Annotated in this window: 21 protein-coding genes and 1 tRNA gene; 11 read left to right on the forward strand and 11 right to left on the reverse strand. The window is 55.1% G+C overall.

The genetic code is table 11. The annotated features are described in order from the left end of the window. Positions 1-344 precede the first annotated feature (344 nt). A complete protein-coding gene (locus GOV80_RS03010) occupies positions 345-1,496 on the reverse strand; it encodes a patatin-like phospholipase family protein (RefSeq protein WP_170782791.1) in 1,152 nt (383 codons plus the stop codon). 159 nt (positions 1,497-1,655) lie between these two features. Next, positions 1,656-2,921 carry an MFS transporter gene (locus GOV80_RS03015; protein WP_170782792.1) on the reverse strand — a complete coding sequence of 422 codons (1,266 nt, stop codon included), beginning with the start codon at positions 2,919-2,921 and terminating at the stop codon, positions 1,656-1,658. A 397-nt stretch (positions 2,922-3,318) separates the two neighbouring features. On the opposite strand from GOV80_RS03015, the gene GOV80_RS03020 reads away from it, so the two are divergent. Together GOV80_RS03020 and GOV80_RS03025 are read left to right on the forward strand one after the other, a co-directional pair. Next, on the forward strand, positions 3,319-4,578 hold the full coding sequence (locus GOV80_RS03020) for an efflux RND transporter periplasmic adaptor subunit (RefSeq protein ID WP_170753928.1): 1,260 nt from the start codon (positions 3,319-3,321) through the stop codon (positions 4,576-4,578). 3 nt (positions 4,579-4,581) lie between these two features. Then, complete coding sequence (locus tag GOV80_RS03025; protein ID WP_170782793.1) at positions 4,582-7,626, forward strand: efflux RND transporter permease subunit; 3,045 nt, start codon at positions 4,582-4,584, stop codon at positions 7,624-7,626. Between the two features lie 360 nt (positions 7,627-7,986). Here the strand turns inward: GOV80_RS03025 and GOV80_RS03030 are convergent, their stop codons facing one another. Further along, entirely contained in the window at positions 7,987-9,333 is a 1,347-nt protein-coding gene (locus GOV80_RS03030; RefSeq protein ID WP_237215604.1) for an integrase arm-type DNA-binding domain-containing protein, read from the reverse strand. A 173-nt stretch (positions 9,334-9,506) separates the two neighbouring features. Next, positions 9,507-9,582 (reverse strand) — tRNA-Thr (locus GOV80_RS03035). A gap of 163 nt (positions 9,583-9,745) precedes the next feature. Between GOV80_RS03035 and GOV80_RS03040 the strand changes: the two genes are divergently transcribed. Further along, positions 9,746-10,654, forward strand: a complete 909-nt coding sequence (locus tag GOV80_RS03040; protein WP_170782795.1) for a hypothetical protein — start codon at positions 9,746-9,748, stop codon at positions 10,652-10,654. 48 nt (positions 10,655-10,702) lie between these two features. Here GOV80_RS03040 and GOV80_RS03045 read toward each other — a convergent pair whose 3' ends face one another. Continuing rightward, positions 10,703-10,972 carry a DUF2312 domain-containing protein gene (locus tag GOV80_RS03045; protein WP_170614681.1) on the reverse strand — a complete coding sequence of 90 codons (270 nt, stop codon included), beginning with the start codon at positions 10,970-10,972 and terminating at the stop codon, positions 10,703-10,705. A 163-nt stretch (positions 10,973-11,135) separates the two neighbouring features. Here GOV80_RS03045 and GOV80_RS03050 point away from each other — a divergent pair, with 163 nt between their 5' ends. Beyond that, positions 11,136-11,354: a hypothetical protein gene (locus GOV80_RS03050; protein ID WP_170770077.1), complete on the forward strand. Its 219-nt coding sequence runs from the start codon at positions 11,136-11,138 to the stop codon at positions 11,352-11,354. 9 nt (positions 11,355-11,363) lie between these two features. Here the strand turns inward: GOV80_RS03050 and GOV80_RS03055 are convergent, their stop codons facing one another. Next, positions 11,364-11,579: a hypothetical protein gene (locus GOV80_RS03055; protein ID WP_170782796.1), complete on the reverse strand. Its 216-nt coding sequence runs from the start codon at positions 11,577-11,579 to the stop codon at positions 11,364-11,366. Positions 11,580-11,823: 244 nt separating this feature from the next. On the opposite strand from GOV80_RS03055, the gene GOV80_RS03060 reads away from it, so the two are divergent. The 4 genes from GOV80_RS03060 to GOV80_RS03075 are packed head-to-tail and all read left to right on the forward strand — an operon-like array spanning position 11,824 to position 14,004. Continuing rightward, positions 11,824-12,687 (forward strand): MBL fold metallo-hydrolase, encoded by an 864-nt coding sequence (locus tag GOV80_RS03060; RefSeq protein ID WP_170770075.1) that lies wholly within the window; start codon positions 11,824-11,826, stop codon positions 12,685-12,687. A gap of 22 nt (positions 12,688-12,709) precedes the next feature. Beyond that, on the forward strand, positions 12,710-13,132 hold the full coding sequence (locus tag GOV80_RS03065) for a YeeE/YedE family protein (RefSeq protein ID WP_170770074.1): 423 nt from the start codon (positions 12,710-12,712) through the stop codon (positions 13,130-13,132). After that, complete coding sequence (locus tag GOV80_RS03070; protein WP_170770073.1) at positions 13,132-13,563, forward strand: DUF6691 family protein; 432 nt, start codon at positions 13,132-13,134, stop codon at positions 13,561-13,563. Before GOV80_RS03065 ends, GOV80_RS03070 begins: the two co-directional genes overlap by 1 nt. 9 nt (positions 13,564-13,572) lie before the next feature. Continuing rightward, positions 13,573-14,004, forward strand: coding sequence for a protein tyrosine phosphatase family protein (locus GOV80_RS03075; protein ID WP_170782797.1), 432 nt, complete (start codon positions 13,573-13,575; stop codon positions 14,002-14,004). Positions 14,005-14,013: 9 nt separating this feature from the next. On the opposite strand, the gene GOV80_RS03080 is transcribed toward GOV80_RS03075, so the two are convergent. The 5 genes from GOV80_RS03080 to GOV80_RS03100 form a co-directional block, all read right to left on the reverse strand. Continuing rightward, positions 14,014-15,087: a flagellar motor switch protein FliM gene (locus GOV80_RS03080; protein ID WP_170782798.1), complete on the reverse strand. Its 1,074-nt coding sequence runs from the start codon at positions 15,085-15,087 to the stop codon at positions 14,014-14,016. Between the two features lie 73 nt (positions 15,088-15,160). Beyond that, complete coding sequence (locus GOV80_RS03085; protein ID WP_170782799.1) at positions 15,161-17,839, reverse strand: sensor histidine kinase; 2,679 nt, start codon at positions 17,837-17,839, stop codon at positions 15,161-15,163. Then, a complete protein-coding gene (locus GOV80_RS03090) occupies positions 17,827-18,138 on the reverse strand; it encodes a hypothetical protein (protein WP_170770069.1) in 312 nt (103 codons plus the stop codon). Before GOV80_RS03090 ends, GOV80_RS03085 begins: the two co-directional genes overlap by 13 nt. Then, positions 18,135-18,515 carry a response regulator transcription factor gene (locus GOV80_RS03095; protein ID WP_170770068.1) on the reverse strand — a complete coding sequence of 127 codons (381 nt, stop codon included), beginning with the start codon at positions 18,513-18,515 and terminating at the stop codon, positions 18,135-18,137. The genes GOV80_RS03090 and GOV80_RS03095 overlap by 4 nt, the downstream gene beginning before the upstream one ends. 77 nt (positions 18,516-18,592) lie before the next feature. Next, positions 18,593-19,888 carry a helix-turn-helix domain-containing protein gene (locus GOV80_RS03100; RefSeq protein WP_170782800.1) on the reverse strand — a complete coding sequence of 432 codons (1,296 nt, stop codon included), beginning with the start codon at positions 19,886-19,888 and terminating at the stop codon, positions 18,593-18,595. Between the two features lie 177 nt (positions 19,889-20,065). On the opposite strand from GOV80_RS03100, the gene GOV80_RS03105 reads away from it, so the two are divergent. The 3 genes from GOV80_RS03105 to accC all read left to right on the forward strand — a co-directional run bounded on the left by GOV80_RS03105 (position 20,066) and on the right by accC (position 22,611). After that, a complete protein-coding gene (locus GOV80_RS03105; RefSeq protein ID WP_170770066.1) occupies positions 20,066-20,602 on the forward strand; it encodes a LuxR C-terminal-related transcriptional regulator in 537 nt (178 codons plus the stop codon). A gap of 149 nt (positions 20,603-20,751) precedes the next feature. Next, positions 20,752-21,252 (forward strand): acetyl-CoA carboxylase biotin carboxyl carrier protein, encoded by a 501-nt coding sequence (accB, locus tag GOV80_RS03110; protein WP_170770065.1) that lies wholly within the window; start codon positions 20,752-20,754, stop codon positions 21,250-21,252. Positions 21,253-21,261: 9 nt separating this feature from the next. Continuing rightward, positions 21,262-22,611, forward strand: coding sequence for an acetyl-CoA carboxylase biotin carboxylase subunit (gene accC / locus GOV80_RS03115; RefSeq protein WP_170782801.1), 1,350 nt, complete (start codon positions 21,262-21,264; stop codon positions 22,609-22,611). Positions 22,612-22,659 lie beyond the last annotated feature (48 nt).

Genomic DNA, 22,659 nt, shown 5'->3' on the forward strand with positions numbered 1-22,659 from the left:
AAGCCAATCCCAACTCTGTGATTTGAAACCCATCGTCTACACGTTGCACGTTCGGGTTCGCCAGGAAAGTCAGCTGCCGTCTCACGCTTGTCTGAGGCAAATTAGTATATTTAGCCAAACCGCGAGTTGTCCACGGTTGAGGATGAATAACAAGTGCTTGATGCACCCTCTGCATAGGGGGCGGATACTTAAAATGATCAAACGTGACTTGCCAGCGGCGCCAAAGTCGTAACCGGTTGCGCTCAGTTTCACTCATCGACATAAGTGCATACATTAATGATTATGATTTACCTGACAAGCCAACTGAAGCAACGATCCCTTTGGCGCCAATAAAGTAATCGTGCTTACCGAGGCGGACGATCGCTCCAAAGGGTCGCAGAGTTAAAACGCTGATAACCATAGTCAAATAGCGCTTGCATGTACTCTGGATCAAACGGCTCAGCTAGAGGATATTCGAAATCAGTTCCAATCCAAGTGGCTTGGTATTCGGCGTCTCGCTGCAGACTTAGTTTGTACGCAATCGTAAGATCATCTACGCCTTGCGCCTTGATTAGCGTAGAAAGCGAGCGTGCAGACACTTGGAAGACCCCCGGTTCAATAACTCTAAGTTCTGGCTCAACTTTGCCGTTTCGGATTGCATACAGCTTGCCACCGCGAGCATATTTCCTTGGGATATCCCATCCAGGCACGTAGGCGGTTTGAGAATATACACCACCATCAACGTGAAGTTCATCCCGGACACCTTCATCAGTCTCAACATCAATTAAAACCGGAGGGAAAACGCCCGGAATTGCCGCAGAGGCGAGTATTACATCGGCGAATACCTTTTTTGCATTCGCTGAATTGCTGTTAGCGATTGCACCCATATCCCAAAGTACTGGCCTTTGTGCATCCAGGCTTACTGTCTGAACCAACAGACGCCGTCCGCGACCATGTTCTTTGGCAATTTGCGCTAGAAAATCGTCCGTTATGTAAGACTGTATAAGTTGTTTTAATGGGTCAGAGCTTTTGACAGAAGAACCACTTAGGATACCAGTTACAAGTCGTCCTCTGAATATCCGGGACGGTGGTAACCCACCGTACAACTCTTTGAGCTCATCGTCATAGTCAGAACCCAGGAAGGCGAACGGCGCTGCCAAAGCACCGGTTGAAACTCCGGTAACGACCATAAATTCTGGGCGCGTGCCGGATTCGCTCCATGCATTCAAAATGCCGGCAGCAAAGGCTCCATCTTCGCCTCCGCCCGATAGTGTTAGTGTATAATCTGAAGATAACCCAGATGTTCGCCTTTGACGTTGAGCTGTTTCCAGCAGTTCACTGATATTGACTGGAGCAACATCGGCCCAATAACGAGCACCTTCGATGCCCGGAACTTGTGGACTCTCTAGATCCAATTCGCTTACTGGGTTCCTAGATATATTTGAGCATCCCAGTTGGAGAAGCAGCAGTAGCAAAATAGTCAGCTTACTCCGATGCCCGCGTCCCGTCTTCTCCACCACTAGCTCCATTGGGTTAAACTAACACACGGGCCAGCAACTTTTTTCTGGACCATAACTCTTGATCGTCGTTCCAGCTCTGGGAGCGCATTGAGCGTCGCAGTCTTTTTGGTTGCGTTCAAGTATAGCATGCCAAACAAGCACAAATTTATTATTGCGCTAACGTTTCTCGGTAGGAGCCATTTCCGTACTGGTTGGCAAGACTTCAGTGTGAAAAGTCTGCTCGGCTCGTGACACGGGTTCAACTGACCAAATCCTTTGCCCCAAATACAGTGCAAAGCAAAACATGACCGCAAAATTTACCCAATAAAGCGCGATGTCACCAAAAAAAGTGGTAACTAAGTTGGCTATCAAGGGGCCGCTTATCGATCCGAGAGTCCAAACCAATAGCATAGTTACCGCTGCCGAAGAGACGTAGACAGGAACCGTTCTGTCCAACGCGTGCGCCACAAGCAAAGAATATTGAGTGAGCAAACTTCCACCTAGTAGCATCAGAATAATGCAAAGGATTACGAAGCCGATTGAGTTGTAGTCGAATGAATTGACGCTGTGGTCGTAGTCCACGTCGACCAGAACCGCCATAAGAAGAAGAACTACTGTTGCGGTTACCGTAGCTATCAAGATTACTTTCCGACGGTCCATCTTGTCGGATAGCCATCCAAGCGGAAACTGAAAAAGGACACGCCCGAGATAAATGAGGGCTACCATAAGGGCCACATCGATTATTTCGACCCCTAGCTGAGCAGCATTATAGGGGACAACGCTCAACAAAGTTGTAGACACCATACCCATGGCGAATACGCCCAAGACTGCGGCTGGGGCGTCCTTAAATAAACCGCGTATTCGAATGGGTACCGTGGTTTCATTATTGGGAGGAGATGAGCGAGTAGTCGAGATGACCACAATCGAAATGCAGTAAAACAAAGCGACGTAGACGAATACCTCTCGAATATCCCCGGGCACTACAAAAACTAAAAACTGACTGAACACGGCGACTACGCCGACTATTATCGCATAGACTGCGAGAACTCTTCCCCGGGTCTTTTCCTCCGCAGTTTCATTGATCCACGTGTCACCGATCGAAAAAAGCCCTGCGGTGGCCAAACCGGAGAGGAACCGCAAAAAGACAAGAAATGGTGTGTTGGTGGAAACAGAAAAAAGTATGGCCACCGCTATCGTGATAGCTGCGCCAGAAGCAAATGCACGGATGTGGCCAATATCAGCAATCGATCTGGCGACAACAAAACACCCGACTAAAAACCCTGCAGAGTATGCGGACGCCGCAAACGAAGCGGCTTCTTGAGACGCCCCAATTTCAGAAAACGCGAGTGGAACCAAAGTACCAGATCCAGCAGTGGCCAGCTGAACAGCAGCCATTGCAACGAAGAGTGATTGAAGATTGAGAACTTGGTTTCTGATTGCCAATGTACCCTAGCTCCAAGTTGCACCGAGGCTCGGTAAGTTTTTCCTACTTCTCGCTTCTACTCAGGTAGACGCGCGGTATCTTCCAGCAAACAACGCTACTCGTTAAAGATCTTAACACCGAGTTCTACTGAAATCGAAAATCGCTGGGCACTACGTTGGACCTTCAGGCTTTCGCGAATTTAGTTTTTTGGTCGGATATTTCGCTTACGCTTTATAATACAACAATAAAATCTGTCCACTTCCCTGAAGCTCTCGCCGAGCCATTTTGGCTCGGCCCAATTTGTGAAAATCTGCAGGTGCGGGCAGAGTTGGTTCAAGCGATCTCTTTTCTCGCGAAGCTTGGTGGGCCCCTTGGGTGCGCTCAACGAGCGAGCATCTTAAAAGCAGGTGAAAAACTATGCATTTGATTTTCCGAGGGGCATTGGCGGTTGTTTTACTTGGTGCTTTACCCATCGTGGCAGCAGCACAAGACGCTCCCACAACGATAAGACCAGCAAAAGTCTTCACTGTTCTTAAAGCCTCATCTGATTTTGAAAGGATTTATCCTGCAATTGTCTATCCGTCGAAGGAAGTTGAACTCTCTTTTAGAGTCAGTGGACGAATTACAGAGCTGCCAATTAGGGCCTCTAGCAGTGTCATGCAGGAAGACGTTGTTGCCCAACTAGACACCCGAGACTTTGAAGTCGAGGTAGAAAGGCTTAACAGCCAACTCGAAGAGGCCGAGGCGAATTTAATTGTGCTGAGGTCAGGTGCACGCCCTGAAGAAATTACAGCTCTAGAAGCCTCGGTTGAGGCAGCTCAAGCCCAAAGAGACCAAGCTCGGGAAGACTACATCCGCTCAGCTCAGCTTTTGGAGAGGGGGGTAATTCCTACTGCGCAGTACCAACAACGTGAAGCTGCCTTTCGTCTGGCAGAAGCTGAACTGGTGTCACGAGAAGAGCAGCTTACAATTGGTCGTATCGGTGGACGGCCAGAAGAAATAATTGCTGCAGAAGCGGCGATCCGTGGCCTTAAAACACAAATTCAATCGGCAAAAAACGATCTTTCCGATGCTACGCTTCGAGCGCCGTTCGACGGAACGATTGCCAAGCGCAACGTGGACAATTTTCGTAATGTTCAAGCCGGTGAAACCATCGCCTTAATCCAAGATCTATCGACTGTAGATGTAAGCTATGACTTGCCCGGCGCTGACATAATCGCAATGTCGTCAATTGGCTTCGACAATGTTGTTAGCATGGTTACGTTCGACTCGTTGCCGGGCGTAGAAATGAACGCAGACCTTGTCGAGTTTACTACGCAAGCAGACGCAGCAACACAAACCTATCGAGGTCGTCTATCAGTAACCCCGCCTGAAGACTTGATTGTACTGCCTGGGATGGTAGCGCGCGTGATTATTAGGGCGGACGGGCAAAGCGACACACATGTTGTGGTTCCACTTTCAGCTTTAGCGGCAAGCCCCGACGGTTCCCCTTATGTCTGGCTATTGGATGGATCCAACAGCACTGTCAAGCGTCGACCCGTTGAATTGGGAGAAATATCTGAAGACTTCGTGTTCGTAAAAACTGGCCTTGAAGAAGGGCAAATGATTGTAACTGCAGGCTTGAGCGAACTGCAGGAAGACATGGTAGTTCGCCCGATTTCAAAAGTTGGTGAGTAGCAAATGGATCTCGCAAGGTTTGCAATTGAGAAGCGTCTAATTTCCGCGTTGGTGACTATTCTCATTTTGGTGGCTGGCTATTTTGCATACTTAACTCTTCCTCGTTTCGAAGATCCTGAGTTCATAATAAGGCAAGCTCAGGTCATAACACCTTATCCGGGTGCCACTGCAGAAGAAGTCGCCGAAGAAGTCACTGAGGTTATTGAGAATGCTCTACAAGAGCTCTCCGGGGTAAAAGAGGTGAAGTCAGTTTCATCACCCGGACTCAGCACTGTGACGGTCGAGTTTACAATCCCCACGACACCTGATTTTCCGTCACTCCATGCAAGATTTGCCCAATTGCGCGCAAAGATTCTTGACGCTCAAACAAGCCTGCCGCCGAACGCGCTCCAATCTCAGGTCTACGATGATTTCGGCGATGTGTATGCCTTATATTTTGCGATTGTTGGCGATGGCTATTCAATAGCCGAGCTCCACGAGTACGCGAAGGAGCTCCAGAGGGAGTTGGTTGCCGTCAGCGGTGTTTCCAAGGTGGTCTTAAGTGGTGAACAGAATGAAGCAATCTTTGTAGAGTATGCACCAGCAAGGTTAATAGAACTTGGAATATCACCGCAGCAAATTGGGCAAGTTCTGGAGGGACAAAACCTCGTAGCGCCCGCGGGTTCCATAAAGTCCAACTCGCGACGAATAGAGATACGTCCGTCGGCGGCAGTAGCCTCAATTGACGCTATCAAAGACCTAGTCGTTTCTGTGCCGAGTAGTGGTGCATCATTTCGACTTTCAGATATCGCAACCGTGTCGCGCGGTTACGTTGAACCCGCAAGCCCCCTACTTTTTCGGGACGGTCAGCCTGCAATTGGAATTGGAATATCGAATAGCCTGGGCGGAAACGTTGTGAACATGGGCGAAGCCGTGAAGCAACGGATAAACGAGCTGGAGAACCTAAGGCCAATCGGAATCCAGATTTTGCCAATCTCTGATCAGTCTGCTTCGGTAAAAGAATCGATCAACGACTTTGTCATGAACGTGGTTCTGGCGCTCATCATCGTTGTAGGCATATTGCTAATTTTTATGGGGTTAAGATCCGGAATACTCATGGGAGGTATTCTGTTGGTCACAGTCGCAGGCACGCTTGCCGGCATGCAGCTCCTGGGGCTCGACATGCAAAGGATTTCACTAGGCGCGCTGATCATTGCGCTCGGCATGCTGGTTGATAACGCTATTGTCGTTGTCGAAGGTACGTTGGTCCGAGTTCAACGCGGCGAAGCCACCAGCGACGCTGCTATCTCTGTCGTAAATCAAACCAAATGGCCGCTGCTCGGAGGAACAGTTGTAGGACTTTTGGCGTTTTCCCCAATTGGCTTTTCACCGGACAACACTGGAGAATACGCCGGAAGCCTCTTCTGGACCATTTCTATCTCGTTGCTTTTTTCGTGGTTGGTAGCGATTTGGCTCACGCCCTATTTTTGCACTCTGCTGCTGAAACCAACCTCGGAAAAACCGCCTGCAGAGAATGCAATTCTCCGTGCCTATCGTGCTCTCCTCGCGTATGCGATCCGGTTCCGGTACCTGACTGTGGGGCTTGTTGTTGCGCTCTTTCTCTCTGCGATCGCAGGGTTTGCGCTGGTACCGCCGGGCTTCTTTCCCAACAGCACTAGGGCGCAATTTGTTGTGGATTACTTTTTGCCAGAGGGAACCGACATTGAACAAACCAGTCTGGACATGCGAGAGATTGAAGCGCATCTCTTAACTCTGCCAGGTGTCAACTCTACTAATCTGTCCGTGGGCAGCGGGCATTTACGCTTCATGTTGGTATACGACAGTGAAGACCAGAACCCCGCCTATGGTCAAATTTTGGTGGACGTAGAGGATTACCGGCAGATCGATGCGTTACAGCCTGAAATTCAGTCATGGATTGACCAAAACTACGCTGACTCATATGCAAAAGTTTGGAAGTTTGTACTGGGCCCCGGTGGTGGATCGAAAGTCGAAGCTGAATTTTCTGGACCCGATCCCGTTGTGCTTCGGGAACTCGCCGAACAGGCAAAACTGATATTCGCTGAAAATGGAGCCATCGCGATAAAAGACGACTGGCGCGAACAAAAGCCGGTAATTCGACCAGTTATTGACACGGAAAACGCCCGCAGGCTCGGTCTCACCCAAGCGGAAATTTCCAGGGCAGTTTACTGGCATCAAGTAGGGGCGCCGATAGGGATTTATCGCGAAGGCGACAACTTATTGGACATAGTTATGCGCCCGTTCGAAGCAGCCCGAAGCAATATCAGTGACCTAAAAAACATCCAAGTTTATAGCGATGTAGCCGGAGGGTATATTCCAATATCCCAAGTTGTAGACCGATTTGACCTTGTTTTCGAAGCTGGGAACCTTAGGCGCATCGACCGAAAGCTTGCAATCACCGCACAAGCCGATAACGCACCAGAAGTACTCTCAGGCGACCTTTTCGCTCAAGTCCGACCACTTGTAGAGGCAATAAAACTGCCAAGTGGGTATTCTCTTGAATGGAGAGGTGAGTACGGGGACTCGCAAAGTGCGAACGACGGTTTAGCTTCGACTATGCCGCTTGGGTTCGGAGCGATGATTGTCGTAGTTTTCTTCTTATTTAACGCAGTCCGACAACCACTGATCATATGGTTGACAGTACCTCTGGCTCTCATTGGAGTCGTCTGGGGGCTCGCGGCAACCAGAACGCCACTCGAATTTATGGCAATACTGGGTATTTTGTCTCTAACAGGGATGTTAATCAAAAACGCTATCGTCCTTATTGACGAAACCGATACTCAGATTGCCGGTGGAAAACCTCGATTGCTGGCTGTTGTTGACTCAGCCGTTCTACGCGTCCGCCCAGTGTCACTGGGAGTACTTACTACTGTACTTGGAGTAATGCCTTTGCTGTGGGATCCGTTTTTCGAGTCACTCGCAGTGGTGATCATCTGCGGTTTGAGTTTTGCAACCGTTCTTACGCTGATAGTGGTGCCGACTCTGTACTCAATTTTTTTTAGAATAAATGATGACGAAACAGCGGCTTAATCACTAACCTAAAAATCCCCACCTCTGCCAAACACCTTGCGCTTTCGGCATGTTCCGGGCTTTAAGTGCGTCCTTTTGCATGTACGAACTGATTTGGATCCCACCTTCAATTCGCACGACCTTTCCAAACCTGCAGAAAACCCCGACTAAAAGTGCGGAACCTAATTTATTACGCAATCCTGAAGGATTCTTAGTTCCTCACAGAGATTCTTTTGGAACATTGTGAGCGGTAAGTTTGCCTAACCCCGTCTCAGCATGTTCGGCGTTTGGTGAAAGAAATTTTTTGCGCTGTTCTCGTAGATTTCCGAAGTCTACCTTCTGCGCATCTCCGCCGCTCGTGTTCAGCGCGGTAAATGCCCCCTACTCCAGCACCTCATCTCCATCGCGGGCAGCCGCACGCCTTTCGGCCAAACGTTTTGCCATGTTGTACTCGTCACTGCCCCGTTCGAAGCGGCTTTCATAGAAGTCGAGCACCATCGCGTTTTCCTTGGCGGTTAGCAAACCACCAGTAGAAAGCCCCTCGATAATGCTGCGACGTTGATGGTCCGACATTTTTCCATAGTAGATTTCAGTGATTTTTTCGTTCGTATGGCCAAGATTTAGGGACCAGGCTTTACGGTCTTTGGGAGAGGTGCAAAGCTCATCCCCAAGCGCCTTGAGCGTATCACGAACAGAGTGCGGTGTGCATTTGCGTCCGATCTGGGAGGTGGCGAGATCAAAGGCGCAGCTCACGGCTGAGGAGGATTTCATCGGGGGTACGGGGCTGATCTCTGATCCTCGTTGTTTCAGATGTGCAAGCTCAGGGAAGACAGCGTCGTCTTGGGTGAAGCCCATTACCATTAGCTCCGAAAGCCAGCTTACGAAAACCTCTTGGAAGGCTTCAGTACGCGGGAAGAAAACACTGCGAAAGCTCTTCCCATTCTTTGCGCGCATTTCTAAGGCGTCCTGAACCAGCTCCCCTTTACAAAGGTCAATATGTTTCAGTCTCAGCGTAGTGAGCGCTGCGGCGCGTAACCCACTGGCATAAGCACAAGCCACCATGGCGCGATCACGGCGCTCCGCAATCGTGCGATCAGGCATCTTCTCCAACATCTTTTCCGCCTGCTCGATCGTCAGATAGTCGCGATCATCACGCGGCAGGGTTTTGGCGTGTACCGCCTTTGGAAGCTCCAGATAGAGTGGGATGTTTTGACTCAAACGCTTGTAGCCGTCCTGAAGCCGGAGCCATTCGAAGAACTGGCGAACCTGCGACGCGTGGTGCCGGATGGTAGAATTACCCAAACCACCATGCTCTTTGAGCGTTTGGCCAAGATTGACCAAATGATCACGAAAGTCTGCGGCGTCCTTTGGCGTGACCTTGTCGAAGGCTTTGCCTCCTAGGAAAACCTCCAGCATGCGGATGCTCCGCAGATGGGCGCGTTTGGTCGAAGTCTCAAAGCGCCCAGCATAGACTTGCCACTCATGCACGATCCGATCGTTTGTCGGGTACCAAACCGTCTCGCGAAAGCCGGGTTTATTCCCGGTATCAGCTGGGATCTCACAATTACTTTCGCCCAGCGCCAGCAGCTTTTCCTTTTGGAACCAACGATACTTGAAGCGCCAGAGTTTCGAACCGTTCGGCTTCACCAGCAAATAAAGCCCGTCAAAATCGGCCTGCTTGTAGGGCTTCTCCCTAGGTTTCAGAGCCCGAATCCGTGCGTCGCTCAAAACAGGAATTGGGGGTACCTTCCAGTCACCGTGTGGCACGTACCCCAATTTGGTACCCCATTTGGGGGCAGATTACAGCGCACGTGGCAGGACAACATCGGACAATCCGAAAGTAGAAATCCTGCAACTACAAGCTACTATCAGTCAAAATCGAACGCAACTGGATGTTAAAGTGGTGCCCCCACACGGACTCGAACCGCGGACCTACTGATTACAAATCAGTTGCTCTACCAGCTGAGCTATAGGGGCACTGGGTGTCGATTACTTTCTCTGCCGCGCGACTGCAAGCCCGAAATTTCACCGCAACTTAGGGAAATTCTTGTTTCGTCGTTGGCGAGGCAAGCGAAGGGTTAGTTGAGGCGGGTTTGACTGCGCGGGTTGCAACCTGTAACCCGACAAACGAGGCAAGAAGATGCAGGGACAAGAGCCGGATATGCAGTTTGCGATCCACGCTGGGGCCGCTTTTACGGATCAGGGGCGGCTGCAAAGGTCGCTTCAGGCGAATGGTGCGTTGCTCAGCGAGTGTGGCGCGCGGTTCTTTGGCCCTCGTCGGTATCGTCAGTATTTCAAACCGAATTTCGGCGGGCCGGATATTCGAACTCTGTCACCTGACGCAATCAAGAAAATGCGACTGGCCTTGCCTGTGGACGCGGCGACCAAGCGTGCCATTTTCCTGAACGACAATTTCGTGGGTGATCAGGGGAATCTTCTGCGCGACGGCCAACTTTATCCCGATGCCGGGCGCAGGATGGCGCTGTTGCAGCAGGCCTTTCCAGAAGAACCTATAAATCTGTATTTCGCCCTTAGAAATCCGGGCAGTTTCATCCCGAAACTGCTGATGGCCCTGCCCGACCCAGATCGGGAAGAGATTCTGCGCACAACAGATCTAAGCTGTCTGAGCTGGATTGGCATGATCGAGGATATTCGTGATCTCGCCCCGGATGTGAAGATTACGCTTTGGTGCAACGAAGACACCCCCCTCATCTGGGGCAATGTTGTGCGCCAAGTCAGCGGGATACCAGAAACCGCAGCCCTGACCGGAGAATATGACCTGATCTTGTCGTTGTTGACTGCAGAGGGGCAAGTTCTGGCGCAGGCAGCCTTGGACACTGAAGCCAACGATCCTGAAGCCCTTCAGGTCCAGTTGTTCCACATTTTTGAGGAACACGCCGAATCGGACAGGCTTGAAGAGGAGCTTGAGCTTCCCGGATGGAACGCAGAAATCGTTGATGCATTCTCGGAGCTGTACGAACAGGACGTAGCTCGGTTGGCAAATATGAGCGGGGTTCAGGTTCTGAGCCCGCGCAACGCGCCCCTCTAGGTACAGAGGGATGGGCAAACGCCGGGTGTGGGCGTTTGCAAAGGGCCTTTAGCTCATGCCAAGCGCTTCTTTGTACATTTCAAGGACCGCCTCTTCCTCGGCGATGTCGTCCTTGTCGCGTTTACGTAGGGCAATGACCTTGCGCATCACCTTGGTGTCGTAGCCGCGGGCCTTGGCTTCGGCCATAACCTCTTTCTGCTGCTCTGCGATGTCTTTTTTCTCGGCATCCAGACGCTCGAACCGCTCGATAAATTGGCGCAGTTCTCCGGCGGTCACGCGGTAATTGGCGGTGGCCTGGTCTTCGGTCATATCTTCCATCTACGTCTCTCCCAGAGGTTGCGGTCCTGCCGCGGTGGCAGCGGCAATATGCCGGATACATCGCACCCGCCGGCGCCGCAAGCGGTCAATCGCAGGCCGGGCTTGTGCGCCACAATGCGATCCGGTAAGCGCAATGCGCATCAGCAAAAGATTGCGAGGCCAAATGTTCGAACTCATCACCTGGGGCGGAGCCGCCCTGTCGCTTGCCGGTCTCCTGGGGCTGGTCTGGTGTATCCTGCGCGTGATGAAGGCCCGCAAATCGGGCCTGTCTGATGATGAACTGCGCGCCGTTGTTCAGGGGGTTCTGCCGTGGAATCTGGCATCCCTGTTTTTGTCGGTCCTGGGCCTGATGCTGGTGATCCTGGGAATTTCGTTCAGCTAAACCTGTACGTCATACTGGCAAGTTGTCGAACTGCGCTTCCATTGCATCTTCGCAAAGGGCCGCATCCAGGCGACGCAGCCGCGATGGCACGTGAACGCCCTGCTGGCGCATCCGATCGATTACCTTTGTAACGCTAGGCTGCAAGGCCAGACGAGTTTCCAGACAGGCACCCTGCAACTTTTCTTCCAGTCGCGCGGCTTCGGAATACAAATTGCTTGTAGACATCGTCATCCTCCCAAATGCTGTCTGACTACACCCATATAGGTAACTGTTTTAAGACTAGCTGATCCACGCCCGCGGTCGCGCATAAACTTGCCGTTACGTAAGGCAAAATCGGCGGCGAATTGCGGAACGGTTAAAGTCTAGTCGATTTCCGGCTAATCTGCCTTGACAGGCATCAAGTCACGCAAGCTTGATTGCGATATATTCCAGACTTACTATATAAAGAGAAAGACAAGCGGAGGGCAAGATGACACCCAAGGTCAAGGCATTTTTCGACACCGATACATTCACGGTGTCTTATCTGGTGCAAGAACCCGAAGGCACAGCCTGCGCGATTATCGACAGCGTTCTGGATTTCGACCATGCCTCGGGTCGCACGAGCACCAGTTCAGCCGACGAGATCATCAGCCATGTCCGCGCCAACGGGCTGAAGGTCGAATGGATTTTGGAAAGTCATGTCCATGCCGACCACCTGTCGGCTGCGCCTTACCTTCAGCAGGAACTGGGTGGGAAAATTGGCATCGGCGACCAGATCGTCACCATTCAGGAAACCTTCGGCAAAATCTTCAACGAAGGGACCGAGTTTCAGCGCGATGGCAGCCAATTCGACGCCCTGTTCCGCCAAGGCGACAGTTTTCACATCGGCCAGATGCGGGGTGATGTCCTGCATACGCCCGGCCACACTCCGGCTTGCATGACCTATGTGATCGGCGATGCGGCTTTTGTCGGCGATACCCTGTTCATGCCCGATTTCGGAACCGCGCGCTGTGACTTTCCCGGTGGGTCCTCGGAGGTCTTATATGACTCGATTCAAAAGATCCTTTCCCTGCCCGACGAGACTCGGATCTTTGTTGGTCACGACTACAAAGCCCCCGGCCGCGATGAGTTCGCGTGGGAAACCACCGTGGGCGAACAAAAGGCGCTGAACGTGCATATCGGTCAGGGCCGCCCGATCGAAGAATTCGTCGAGATGCGGGATGCGCGCGATGCGACCCTGGGAATGCCGCGTCTGATCCTTCCTTCCCTTCAAGTCAACATGCGGGCCGGCCAGATGCCGCCAGCGGACGAAAAAGGCGATGTTTTTCTGAAGGTTCCACTGAACAAGCTGTAACGATCCGTCGAAAGGGCAAACAATGCAAACGGAATGGATTTGGGGATTTGGCGGCGGCCTGATGATCGGGATGGGCGCTGCCATTTACCTGTTGGGTAACGGTCGCATCATGGGGGCCAGCGGTATTTTAGGCGGGCTGATCGACGGCTCGGACCGTACAAAGGAGCGACTGGCCTTTATCGCAGGACTTGTCGGAATGCCCCTGATTCTCAGCCTGCTTCTATCTCCCGCGCCCGCGACACATCTGACAGGCAATCTCTCGGTCGTCATTATTGCGGGCCTGCTGGTTGGGGTCGGCACTCGGATCGCCAATGGCTGCACGTCGGGGCATGGGGTTTGCGGCATCTCCCGGTTTTCGCTGCGCGGCATCGTGGCGACGGTAATTTATATTGGCGCCGGTGCCGTAATCTTGGTGTTCCTGCGCCACCTGCTGGGGTTGATCTGATGCGTATGGTGATTTCCCTCCTTGCAGGGTCCCTTTTCGGCGCGGGGCTGCTTTTGTCGGGCATGACCGACACCACCAAAGTTCAGGGTTGGTTGGACATTTTCGGAAATTGGGACCCGACGCTGGCCTTTGTGATGGGCGGCGCGATCGTGCCCATGTTCTTTGCCTGGCGACTGGCCGAGCACCGCCGCCCGTTGACTGGCGGGACGTTTCCGGCCCCATCCGCTCCCGAGCTTGACCGCAACCTGATCATCGGCTCGGTTATGTTCGGGATGGGTTGGGGGCTGTCGGGCCTGTGCCCCGGACCGGCCATTGCGTCGATCTCATATGGCGGAGTTGGCGGGATTGTGTTCCTTCTTGCGATGATTGCGGGGATGTATGCGGCCCCTGCGGTGGGGTCGAAACTGGACAGGGCGGCCAACGCGGCCTAATCAAACAGGATGGAGATTCGCCCCATCACCCCCCGCTACGCCGTCTCGCCGCAAATCACGGTCGAGGATGTCCCAGCCATTGTCGATGCAGGTTTCGTGAAGGTTATCTGCAACCGCCCGAATACTGAGGTGCCGGTCGATATGCAGTCTGACGCAATCGGTCAGGCTGTTCGGGCGGCAGGGCTGGAATATGAGGTTCTGGAACTGACCCACCAGACGATGACGCCGGAAAACGTGGCCCGTCAGCGTGACCTTGCCGAAAACTGCACCGGGCCGGTTCTGGCCTATTGCGCCTCTGGCACGCGATGCTCGGTTGTCTGGGCCTTGGGACAATGTGACCGGATGAGCACCGATGACATTCTAGAGGCCACAACCAAGGCGGGTTACGCACTGGAGAACCTGCGCCCGACGCTGGACCAAATTCGCGGCTCGACAGACTGATCTACCGCTTTACCCAAATGCATCCGGGTTGTTTTCCAAACCAGCGAGTTTGGAAATTTCGGCGGCGATCTGATCAGAGTCGTTGAATTCCAGTGTCTCTGCTGTCAGATCGGGCTCCTTTATCGAGGGCTGACCTTCTTGCCTCGCTGTTTCTGCGTGGTGAGGTTGCTCGGTGGCCAACCGGGCTTCCAGAAACTCTTCGGTATTGGCCAGTGCTGGCAGTGGTGCATATTCATTTAGCCGCACTGCTCGCATCCCGCCACATTGGCCCAATCGTCCGACCGCGGCACGGGTGCGATCTATGGTCAGAACCTCGGCCCGATCCAACCGGGAGCCGGTAAGCGGCAATACATCGCCCGCCGAGAGCCCCGACAATGCAGCCAGCGGCAGGTTCATCCGGCAAATCACCGTGTTCAATTCGGCCCGGACAACCCCGGTTGCCTGCTCCAGGCTCGGCCCCGAGGGGTCTTCGGGCACAATTTCAGCATCCGTGCCCGCCCGCTCGGGCAATAGCAGTGCAATATGGCCCTGACGCAACCCGCCACTCAATTCGACCGTCAGATCAAAGGTCAAATATGCGTCCTCAACCATGGCCAGGGACAACGATCGCATATCAGCAAGACGGGCTTTGAATTCATAACCGGTTAGGCCAGGCTGGCCGCCAGTGGGATCGGCTAAAGCATCGGCGCGACGCAGTGCCTCTTCGACCATTGGCGCGACCATGGCGGCATCCGTGTCTGTGAACGAACGACCGGCAGGAGGGTCAGGCATGACCTCTCCGATCGTTTGCACCTGAAGGATGGCCGATACCACCCCGATATCCATACATACCGCTGCCGCGACTCCATCGGGATCTGAGAAGCGCAACAACAACCAATCGTCGCCTGCAAAATCGCCCAGTACATCCGGAGATCTTTCTGACTGCTTCGCCCCGATGACTGAAAGAGGTAAGTTCAACCGATCCCCCGCGGCGCGGGCAAACCCCAGCCGAAAAGCGCGCAGGGCAGAACGAGGGCCATCCCCCTGCCCTTCTTGCCCGACCGAGAGTTTGCGCGCCAACACCGCGTTGACCGGTTGTGCCATAGCCTAAACCGCCAATTTACTTCATCTTCTCTGGTCTAACCCAGCGGCGGTTACCAATGTCTTTACAAAAAAGCTATTGCGCGGCCTGCCGATAGGCCAACGGCACGCGAACGCGGAACGCTGCGCCGCCTTGACCGGGCAAGTAGGTGATCTCTCCGCCAAGGCGCTGAATGATTTCCCGGCAGATCGCCAGACCCAATCCCGCCCCGCCGGCTTTGTCACCGCCGATCCGAGCGAATTTCTCAAACACCATCGACTGCGCCTCGGGAGGAATGCCGCTGCCGTTATCGGTGAAATCGACCACGACTTGTCCCCCTACATCATGGGCGGAAATCGTCAGAACCGGCTCATCCGCGTCGCAATACTTCTGGGCGTTCGTGATCAGATTGATGAAGACCTGCCCCAGACGATCAAGATCGGTATGGAGCGGCAGGCGTTCAGACGCGATTGAACGCCGAACGGTCAAAGTATGGCTTCCTCCGGCCAAAGCGCTGGAAACAGCCCGATCCAGCACGGACCGCAGCGTATCGCCACCCATGTTCAAACTGACCCGACCGCTTTCCAGAACGCTGAGGTCCAACAAATCGTCCAGCAGCCGCGTCAGGCGCAGCGCCTCGTCATGGATGATGGCGGCATAGCGCGTCTGTTCCTGGACGCTCAGCCCGTCCGTGTCCCGCATGATCTCGGAAAACGCCCGGATCGAGGTCATGGGGGTGCGCAATTCATGGCTGACCTGGCTGAGGAAACTGTCTTTCTGCTCCGAGATTTGGGTCAGCTTGGTATTGGCCTCGCGCAGTTGCCGCGCAGTGCGACTGAGTTCGGCTGACTTCACCTCAAGCTGGCTGGAATATTCCAACAATTGCGCCGATTCGTCGGCCACCGCCAGCAGGTCTTCGACCGAAACCGACGAGCCTCCCACGATCTGACCGATCATCGCGTGGGCCGTCGCCGCCCCGACCGAACCGCTAAGTTCCCGTTCCAGGCGCTCCAGAAAGACAGGCGTCGGTTCGGGCAGGCGCGTGCGGCCACCCTGTTGTTGGGCTTCGGCCTGAAAGAATTCCTGCGCGGGACCGGCCCCCAGAATCCGCTGGGTCATGATCATCAGGTCTTCGCTTTGTGCGACCGATCCACTCCAGCCACGCGGGGCAACGGAATGGTCAAACACATTGACGAATTGCGCGCCCTGCAACCGTTCCAGCGGGCTAGGGAAGCTCAGCAGCGAAGCCACGCAGAACGCCATCGTGTTCAACGACAGAGACCACATCACCGCATGGACCATTGGATCCATGCCCTCGATCCCGAACAGCGCCTGCGGGCGTAACCAGCCCAGCCCGAAAGGTCCGTGCTGCAAGACGCTGTCGGTCATCAGGACACCGCCCATTCCTGGCAGCAACAACGTATATATCCAAAGCAGAAACCCGGTCGTCAGACCAACAAGCGCGCCGGTCCGCGTGGCCCCTCTCCAGAACAGCCCGCCGACCAAAGCGGGTAAGATTTGCGAAATTCCGGCAAAAGCCACCAACCCGATTGACGCAAGCGCCGCTCCACCACCTGACAATCGGTAATAATAGTACCCAAACGCCATGATCACTGCGATAGACACGCGTCGCGCCATCAAAACAACGTTGCGCACATCGCCCGAGACGGATCCGCCCCCCTCCTGCGTGCTCAGCCAAATGGGCATAACCACATGGTTCGACACCATAGTCGACAGCGCCATGGCGGTGACGATCACCATGGATGTGGCCGACGAAAATCCTCCGATAAATGACAGCATGGCCAGCCATTCATTGCCCTGCGACAGCGGTACCGTCAGCACAAACAGATCGGGGTTCGAGCCGTCGGGCAACAGGTCAAGCCCGACCACAGCGATCGGCACCACGAACAGGCTCATCAACAGAAGATATAGCGGAAAGGCCCAGGCGGCAGTCCTCAGATGCGCTTCATCTGCGTTCTCGACGACCATGACCTGAAACATGCGGGGCAGACAGACAAAGGCCGCAGCGGACAGAAAGACAAAGGTTGTCCAGCGACCGGCATCGACGTTCCACTGACCTATCTCCGAGGCGTCAATACGGTCCATCATTGGCTCGACACCGCCGGCAATGCCCCAGACAACAAAGATGCCCACCGCCAGAAGCGCAAAAAGTTTGACGACGGATTCAACCGCAATTGCAGTGACCACGCCGTGGTGGCGCTCGTTGGCGTCCAGATTTCGCGTTCCAAACAAAATGGCGAAAACAGCCAGCCCTGCCGCAACCCAAAACACGCTTGATCCTTCGCGGTAAAGCCCTGTGGGGTCGGCCTCGGCAAAGATCGAAAAGGACAGAGTGATGGATTGCAGTTGCAGCGCGATATAAGGCGTGCCGCCTAGCACAGCCAGTATGGTCACGCCGATTGCCAGCGTGTTCGACTTGCCATACCGGGACGAGATCAGGTCGGCGATTGACGTCACCCGCTGACTGCGCCCCACCCGCACCAGTTTGCGCAGACCCCACCACCAACTGATCATCACCAGCGTGGGGCCAAGATAGATCGTAACGAATTCCAGCCCCGAGCGGGCAGCATTGCCTACAGCGCCGTAAAAAGTCCAGGCAGTACAATAGATTGACAGAGACAGCGTATAGATCAGAGGTGAGCGCAACCACGCACCCTTGCCTGCCGCCGCCAACCGGTCTGCCGCAAAAGCGACGCCAAACAACAGCACGACATAGCCCAGACAAACAAGGATTAGAACGTTCAGCGTTGCCATTTGTCCGCATCCGATTCGGCGTCATCTCGGCTAGCGCTGCGCCTAGCTGCGAAGCCAAAGATCAAGCTGACCCCGATCAGCAGGCCCCAGCAAAAGAAAATGTAGAACATGGCCGAGGACAGGGGCACACCGTTGTCGCCTTCGGATTCCGGCCACAGCAACGGAATGGCGATCAGCGCAGCCCCCAGAATCGGAAGCAGTCGCGCGGCGTCCATCAGCCGGCGGCGGCGGTAACTCTGGCGTTCCAGAAACAGCGAAGGCCGAACGCCCGGAGGCTGTCGATCCCCGCCGTTGCTCATGATTGCGTGGCCTGAGCGTGCAAGTCGCGTACGGCTGTCAGCACCTCGGCATTGGAAAACGGCTTAGTCATAAAGCGGCTGACCCCAGCGTTTTCAGCCATCTCGCGGTCGCGCGATTGCCCGCGTGCGGTCAGCATCAAAACCGGCAAGCTGCGCATATCGTCCAGTTCGCGCAGGTCACGCAGAATATCCATGCCACTTTTGCCCGGCAACATGACATCAAGAATCACCAGATCAGGCTGTGCGCCCTGGATCACCTCGATCGCGTCCGTCCCTTCCGAGTGCGTTTCGACCTGCCAACCCTCACGCGTCAACAGGAACCGAATGGCCTCGGCAATGTTGGGCTCATCCTCAATCAACAGAACCTTGCGGCTCATTTGTCGTATTCCTCCCCGAGACGGATCATCCATCCACAAACCGTCAGCGCCAGCTTACGCCGTCTGTCGGGAAACTGTCAAAAACCTTCGCTCAGAATCGATGGTTCGCGGCGCGACGCGCAATCATCGTTGGGGCACACCCGGCAACTGGGACCTACACGTGCGATGGCCTGATCACTGGGCTGGCCCTCTTCAACCGACCGGACCAACATGACCGAATGGTAAACAGGCGCATCATCGTAGCCTGCGACCCCTTGCGGCCACGCGTAGGCAAAGCAATCGAACTCGGCAGCCGAGCGACCAAGCTGCACGATCCGGCGACGGATCGGAACCAGAGGGCGATTCAGCGCCTGAAACAGGGGCCAAAGGGGGCAGGCCTCGCCAAATCGGGGCATTGCGAAGCCCGGAACGGATTTGGTGAACAGGATGCTGCCGGATGCATCGCAAATAACCAGCCCTGTCGGTCGCCGCAGCACGCCTTCGGGCAAAGCCGCAAGTCGCCGCAGGACGGTCGCGATATCCACGTTGAATTGAGCAGCCAGTTTCAGCGGGTCTGGTTCAGCACCGTCCAGCCCCGCTTTCACCGCGTCCAAAGGCATAGCACGTGCATCGGTTGCATAGACGTCCAGAAACCCGCGGGTCACAGTCCGGGCCGCCGTCGAATCAAAACCGCTCAGGTCCAAGTCTGAAGGGTCCGCACCAGCCTCGATTTCGGGAAAATGATGGTCGTGACGTTCAAAGAACGCCTCAACATCTTCCAGCGGCACCCCGCGCCGATCATCGGCGGTTTCGGTGTCGTCCAGGTAAGCCACCAGCGATTTGGAGCTATCTGCCAACCTCTCCGCATCCTGATGAAGGTTGCGGTGGAATCGATCCTGCCATTCAGGCTCAATCTCATGTGTTTCAGCCAGAATGGCAGCTGTAGACCGAATCGCGGCGGCGGTCGACAGCACCTCGTGCATAGAGGCCGCCAAATGCGGGTCATGGGTCAGACGGTCGGACAGGGTTTCAACGGTGCGTTCCAGCGAAACCACCCGGCGGTGCATCTGCGCCAGAACCCCCGCCCAACCGGGAAACCGCCCAGCAAATTCCTCAAGCGCATCAACCTCAGCCTGCTGACCAACTGCGTCTACCGCAGCCTCACGCAGGGCCGAGATTAGGGTGGCTTCGATCCCCTGCGTCAAGACCGAAGGCTCAACCGACAGAGCCGCCGCAATATCGACCAGTAATTTCCCCCCGATCCGGCGGCGATTGTGTTCGATCAGGTTCAGGTAAGAAGCCGAAATACCCACACGGCGCGCCAGTTCGGCCTGACGTAGACCGGCGATCTGACGCCTTTCGCGGATTCGACTTCCTGTCAGCGCGTCCCTCATAGCTGCACTTTCCCTGTCATTACCCGTGGAATTTTCGGAACTCTTGATATATTTCTATTACTTATAGTCCAATTTTCCCACCATCTTTACAACCTTAACAAAATCACAGGTCAAGCCAGGAACATATTCCCGGCCTTCCCCCTTCTCATCCCACTAAAATCCCGGCACCATAGCGGGATGAGCGACCCCGCCTTCGAATATGCCCCAATCGGCCTTGTCGAGCTGGAGAACCGGATCATCCGACGGTGCAACTTGCAATTCGCCCGCACCTTTGGCGGGGAAGAATTCGAGTACCGCAACATGCCTCTGCTGCACCTTTACCCCTCGGTCGCGGATTGGGAACGGATTGGCGCGCGCAGCCTTCAAGTGATGCGTGACACAGGATATTACACGGACGAACGGGTCATGCGGCGGCGCAATGGCGACCTGTTCTGGTGCCGTGCACGCGGTCGGTCCCTAACGCCGGACGACCCATTCCGGCATGGAATCTGGAGCTTTTCCGACATCTCGGAAGAACGCCCCCTGGTCGAGTTGACCACGCGCGAGCGCGAGGTTGCGATCCTGTCCTGCCGTGGCCTGTCAGCCAAGGAAATCGGCGTGGAACTGGGCCTGAGTTACCGCACCATCGAAGCGTACCGCGCCCGGCTGCTGGAGAAATTCGGAGCGCGAAAACTACCGGAATTGGTGGCGAAACTTTCCGGAATGCCGCTCTAGGTTTATTTCCCTACCGAAAACTTAACCAAACCCGGTTCAGACAGGCCGAGACGCGCTTTTCATGGCTGGACGCATAGATTATAACGCTGCGTAATCAGATCAAAGCCCGCAACGCACAGACGGGCCAAGGGGAACCGTCGAGGACACTCATGACAGACACTAAACACGAAGCGGATGTGGCATTCATCAAGGCTCTTGCCGAATTGCTACGCGAAAACGACCTGACCGAGTTGCAGGTCAAACGCGAATATGGCGAAGAAGACAGCCTGAACGTGCGCGTCAGCCGCATGAACCAAGCCGCAGCCGCTCCTGTTCAGGTTGCCGTCCCGGCAGCAGCCCCCGCTGCTGCCCCAGCAGCCGCACCTGCTGCTGCTCCGGCCGAAGCCCCTGCGGCAGCCGAAGACCCCGCCAGCCACCCCGGTGCCGTAACCTCGCCCATGGTGGGCACCGTTTACATGCAGCCCGAACCGGGCGCGCCTGCCTTTATCTCGGTCGGTGCGTCGGTGTCCGAGGGCGACACGCTGCTGATCGTGGAAGCGATGAAAACCATGAACCACATCCATGCGCCGAAATCCGGCACCATCAAGCGTATTTTGGTGGGCGACGGCGACGCAGTGGAATTCGGCACGCCTCTGGTCATCGTTGAGTAAGGCGGGCCCATGTTCGACAAAATCCTGATTGCCAATCGAGGCGAGATCGCCCTGCGCGTCATCCGCGCCGCGCGCGAGATGGGGATTAAGACGGTCGCCGTGCATTCGACAGCCGACAGCGACGCGATGCATGTGCGCATGGCGGACGAGTCGGTTTGCATTGGCCCTCCGCCCAGCCCGCAAAGCTATCTGTCCGTGCCCGCTATCATCTCAGCCTGCGAGATCACCGGCGCGCAGGCGATCCATCCCGGCTATGGCTTCCTTTCCGAGAATGCCGAGTTCGTGCAGATCGTAGAAGATCATGGCATAACTTTCATCGGCCCGACCGCCGAACATATCCGCGTCATGGGTGACAAGATCACCGCCAAGGACACGATGAAAGAACTGGGCGTGCCTTGCGTTCCGGGTTCCGACGGCGGCGTCCCCACGCTGGAAGACGCCAAACGTATCGGCGAGGAATTCGGCTATCCCGTCATCATCAAAGCCACCGCCGGTGGCGGCGGACGCGGCATGAAAGTCGCGATGAACGCGGATGAGATGGAAAGCGCCTTCATGACCGCGCGTGCCGAAGGCAAGGCTGCCTTTGGCAATGACGAGGTCTATATCGAGAAATACCTGACCACGCCCCGCCATATCGAGATTCAGGTCTTTGGTGATGGCAAGGGCAATGCCGTCCATCTGGGCGAACGCGATTGTTCCCTGCAGCGCCGCCACCAGAAAGTGTTTGAAGAGGCCCCCGGGCCATGCATCACCCCCGAGGAACGCGCCAAGATCGGCAAGGTCTGCGCGGACGCGGTGGCCAAGATCAACTATATCGGCGCGGGTACAATCGAGTTCCTGTACGAAAACGGCGAGTTCTATTTCATCGAAATGAACACCCGCCTGCAGGTGGAACACCCGGTGACCGAGGGCATTTTCGGCGTCGATCTAGTGCGCGAGCAAATCCGCGTGGCGGCCGGCGAAGACATGTCGTTTGGTCAAGACGATCTGGAGATCAATGGCCACGCCATCGAAGTTCGGATCAACGCGGAAAAGCTGCCCAACTTCTCGCCCTGCCCCGGCAAGATCACAGCGTATCACGCGCCGGGTGGTCTGGGCGTACGGATGGATTCGGCGCTCTATGACGGCTATTCGATCCCGCCCTACTACGACTCGTTGATTGCCAAGCTGATCGTACAGGGCCGCGACCGGGCCGAGGCGCTAGCGCGTCTGGAACGTGCCTTGGGCGAGCTGATCGTGGACGGGATCGACACCACCGTGCCTCTGTTCCACGCCTTGCTGCAAGAGCCTGATCTTCACAGCGGTGACTACAACATCCACTGGCTGGAGCACTGGCTTGCGGAGAACATGGCCGATTAACACAACCCGGTCGAAGGGCCTTGGCCTTTCGACCGCGGGATGTCCTGC

The sequence above is a fragment of the Ruegeria lacuscaerulensis genome (genome assembly GCF_013034685.1).
GTDB lineage: Bacteria > Pseudomonadota > Alphaproteobacteria > Rhodobacterales > Rhodobacteraceae > Ruegeria > Ruegeria lacuscaerulensis_B.

Bases quoted from the DNA above. Each gene is read 5' to 3' on its own strand.
- GOV80_RS03075 (WP_170782797.1), top strand. From the start codon at position 13,573: ATGGAGATTCGCCCCATCACCCCCCGCTACGCCGTCTCGCCGCAAATC.
- accC (WP_170782801.1), top strand. From the start codon at position 21,262: ATGTTCGACAAAATCCTGATTGCCAATCGAGGCGAGATCGCCCTGCGC.
- GOV80_RS03080 (WP_170782798.1), bottom strand. From the start codon at position 15,087: ATGGCACAACCGGTCAACGCGGTGTTGGCGCGCAAACTCTCGGTCGGG.
- GOV80_RS03090 (WP_170770069.1), bottom strand. From the start codon at position 18,138: ATGAGCAACGGCGGGGATCGACAGCCTCCGGGCGTTCGGCCTTCGCTG.
- GOV80_RS03070 (WP_170770073.1), top strand. From the start codon at position 13,132: ATGCGTATGGTGATTTCCCTCCTTGCAGGGTCCCTTTTCGGCGCGGGG.
- GOV80_RS03105 (WP_170770066.1), top strand. From the start codon at position 20,066: ATGAGCGACCCCGCCTTCGAATATGCCCCAATCGGCCTTGTCGAGCTG.
- GOV80_RS03095 (WP_170770068.1), bottom strand. From the start codon at position 18,515: ATGAGCCGCAAGGTTCTGTTGATTGAGGATGAGCCCAACATTGCCGAG.
- accB (WP_170770065.1), top strand. From the start codon at position 20,752: ATGACAGACACTAAACACGAAGCGGATGTGGCATTCATCAAGGCTCTT.
- GOV80_RS03065 (WP_170770074.1), top strand. From the start codon at position 12,710: ATGCAAACGGAATGGATTTGGGGATTTGGCGGCGGCCTGATGATCGGG.
- GOV80_RS03100 (WP_170782800.1), bottom strand. From the start codon at position 19,888: ATGAGGGACGCGCTGACAGGAAGTCGAATCCGCGAAAGGCGTCAGATC.
- GOV80_RS03025 (WP_170782793.1), top strand. From the start codon at position 4,582: ATGGATCTCGCAAGGTTTGCAATTGAGAAGCGTCTAATTTCCGCGTTG.
- GOV80_RS03060 (WP_170770075.1), top strand. From the start codon at position 11,824: ATGACACCCAAGGTCAAGGCATTTTTCGACACCGATACATTCACGGTG.
- GOV80_RS03020 (WP_170753928.1), top strand. From the start codon at position 3,319: ATGCATTTGATTTTCCGAGGGGCATTGGCGGTTGTTTTACTTGGTGCT.
- GOV80_RS03055 (WP_170782796.1), bottom strand. From the start codon at position 11,579: ATGTCTACAAGCAATTTGTATTCCGAAGCCGCGCGACTGGAAGAAAAG.
- GOV80_RS03045 (WP_170614681.1), bottom strand. From the start codon at position 10,972: ATGGAAGATATGACCGAAGACCAGGCCACCGCCAATTACCGCGTGACC.
- GOV80_RS03085 (WP_170782799.1), bottom strand. From the start codon at position 17,839: ATGGCAACGCTGAACGTTCTAATCCTTGTTTGTCTGGGCTATGTCGTG.
- GOV80_RS03050 (WP_170770077.1), top strand. From the start codon at position 11,136: ATGTTCGAACTCATCACCTGGGGCGGAGCCGCCCTGTCGCTTGCCGGT.
- GOV80_RS03040 (WP_170782795.1), top strand. From the start codon at position 9,746: ATGCAGGGACAAGAGCCGGATATGCAGTTTGCGATCCACGCTGGGGCC.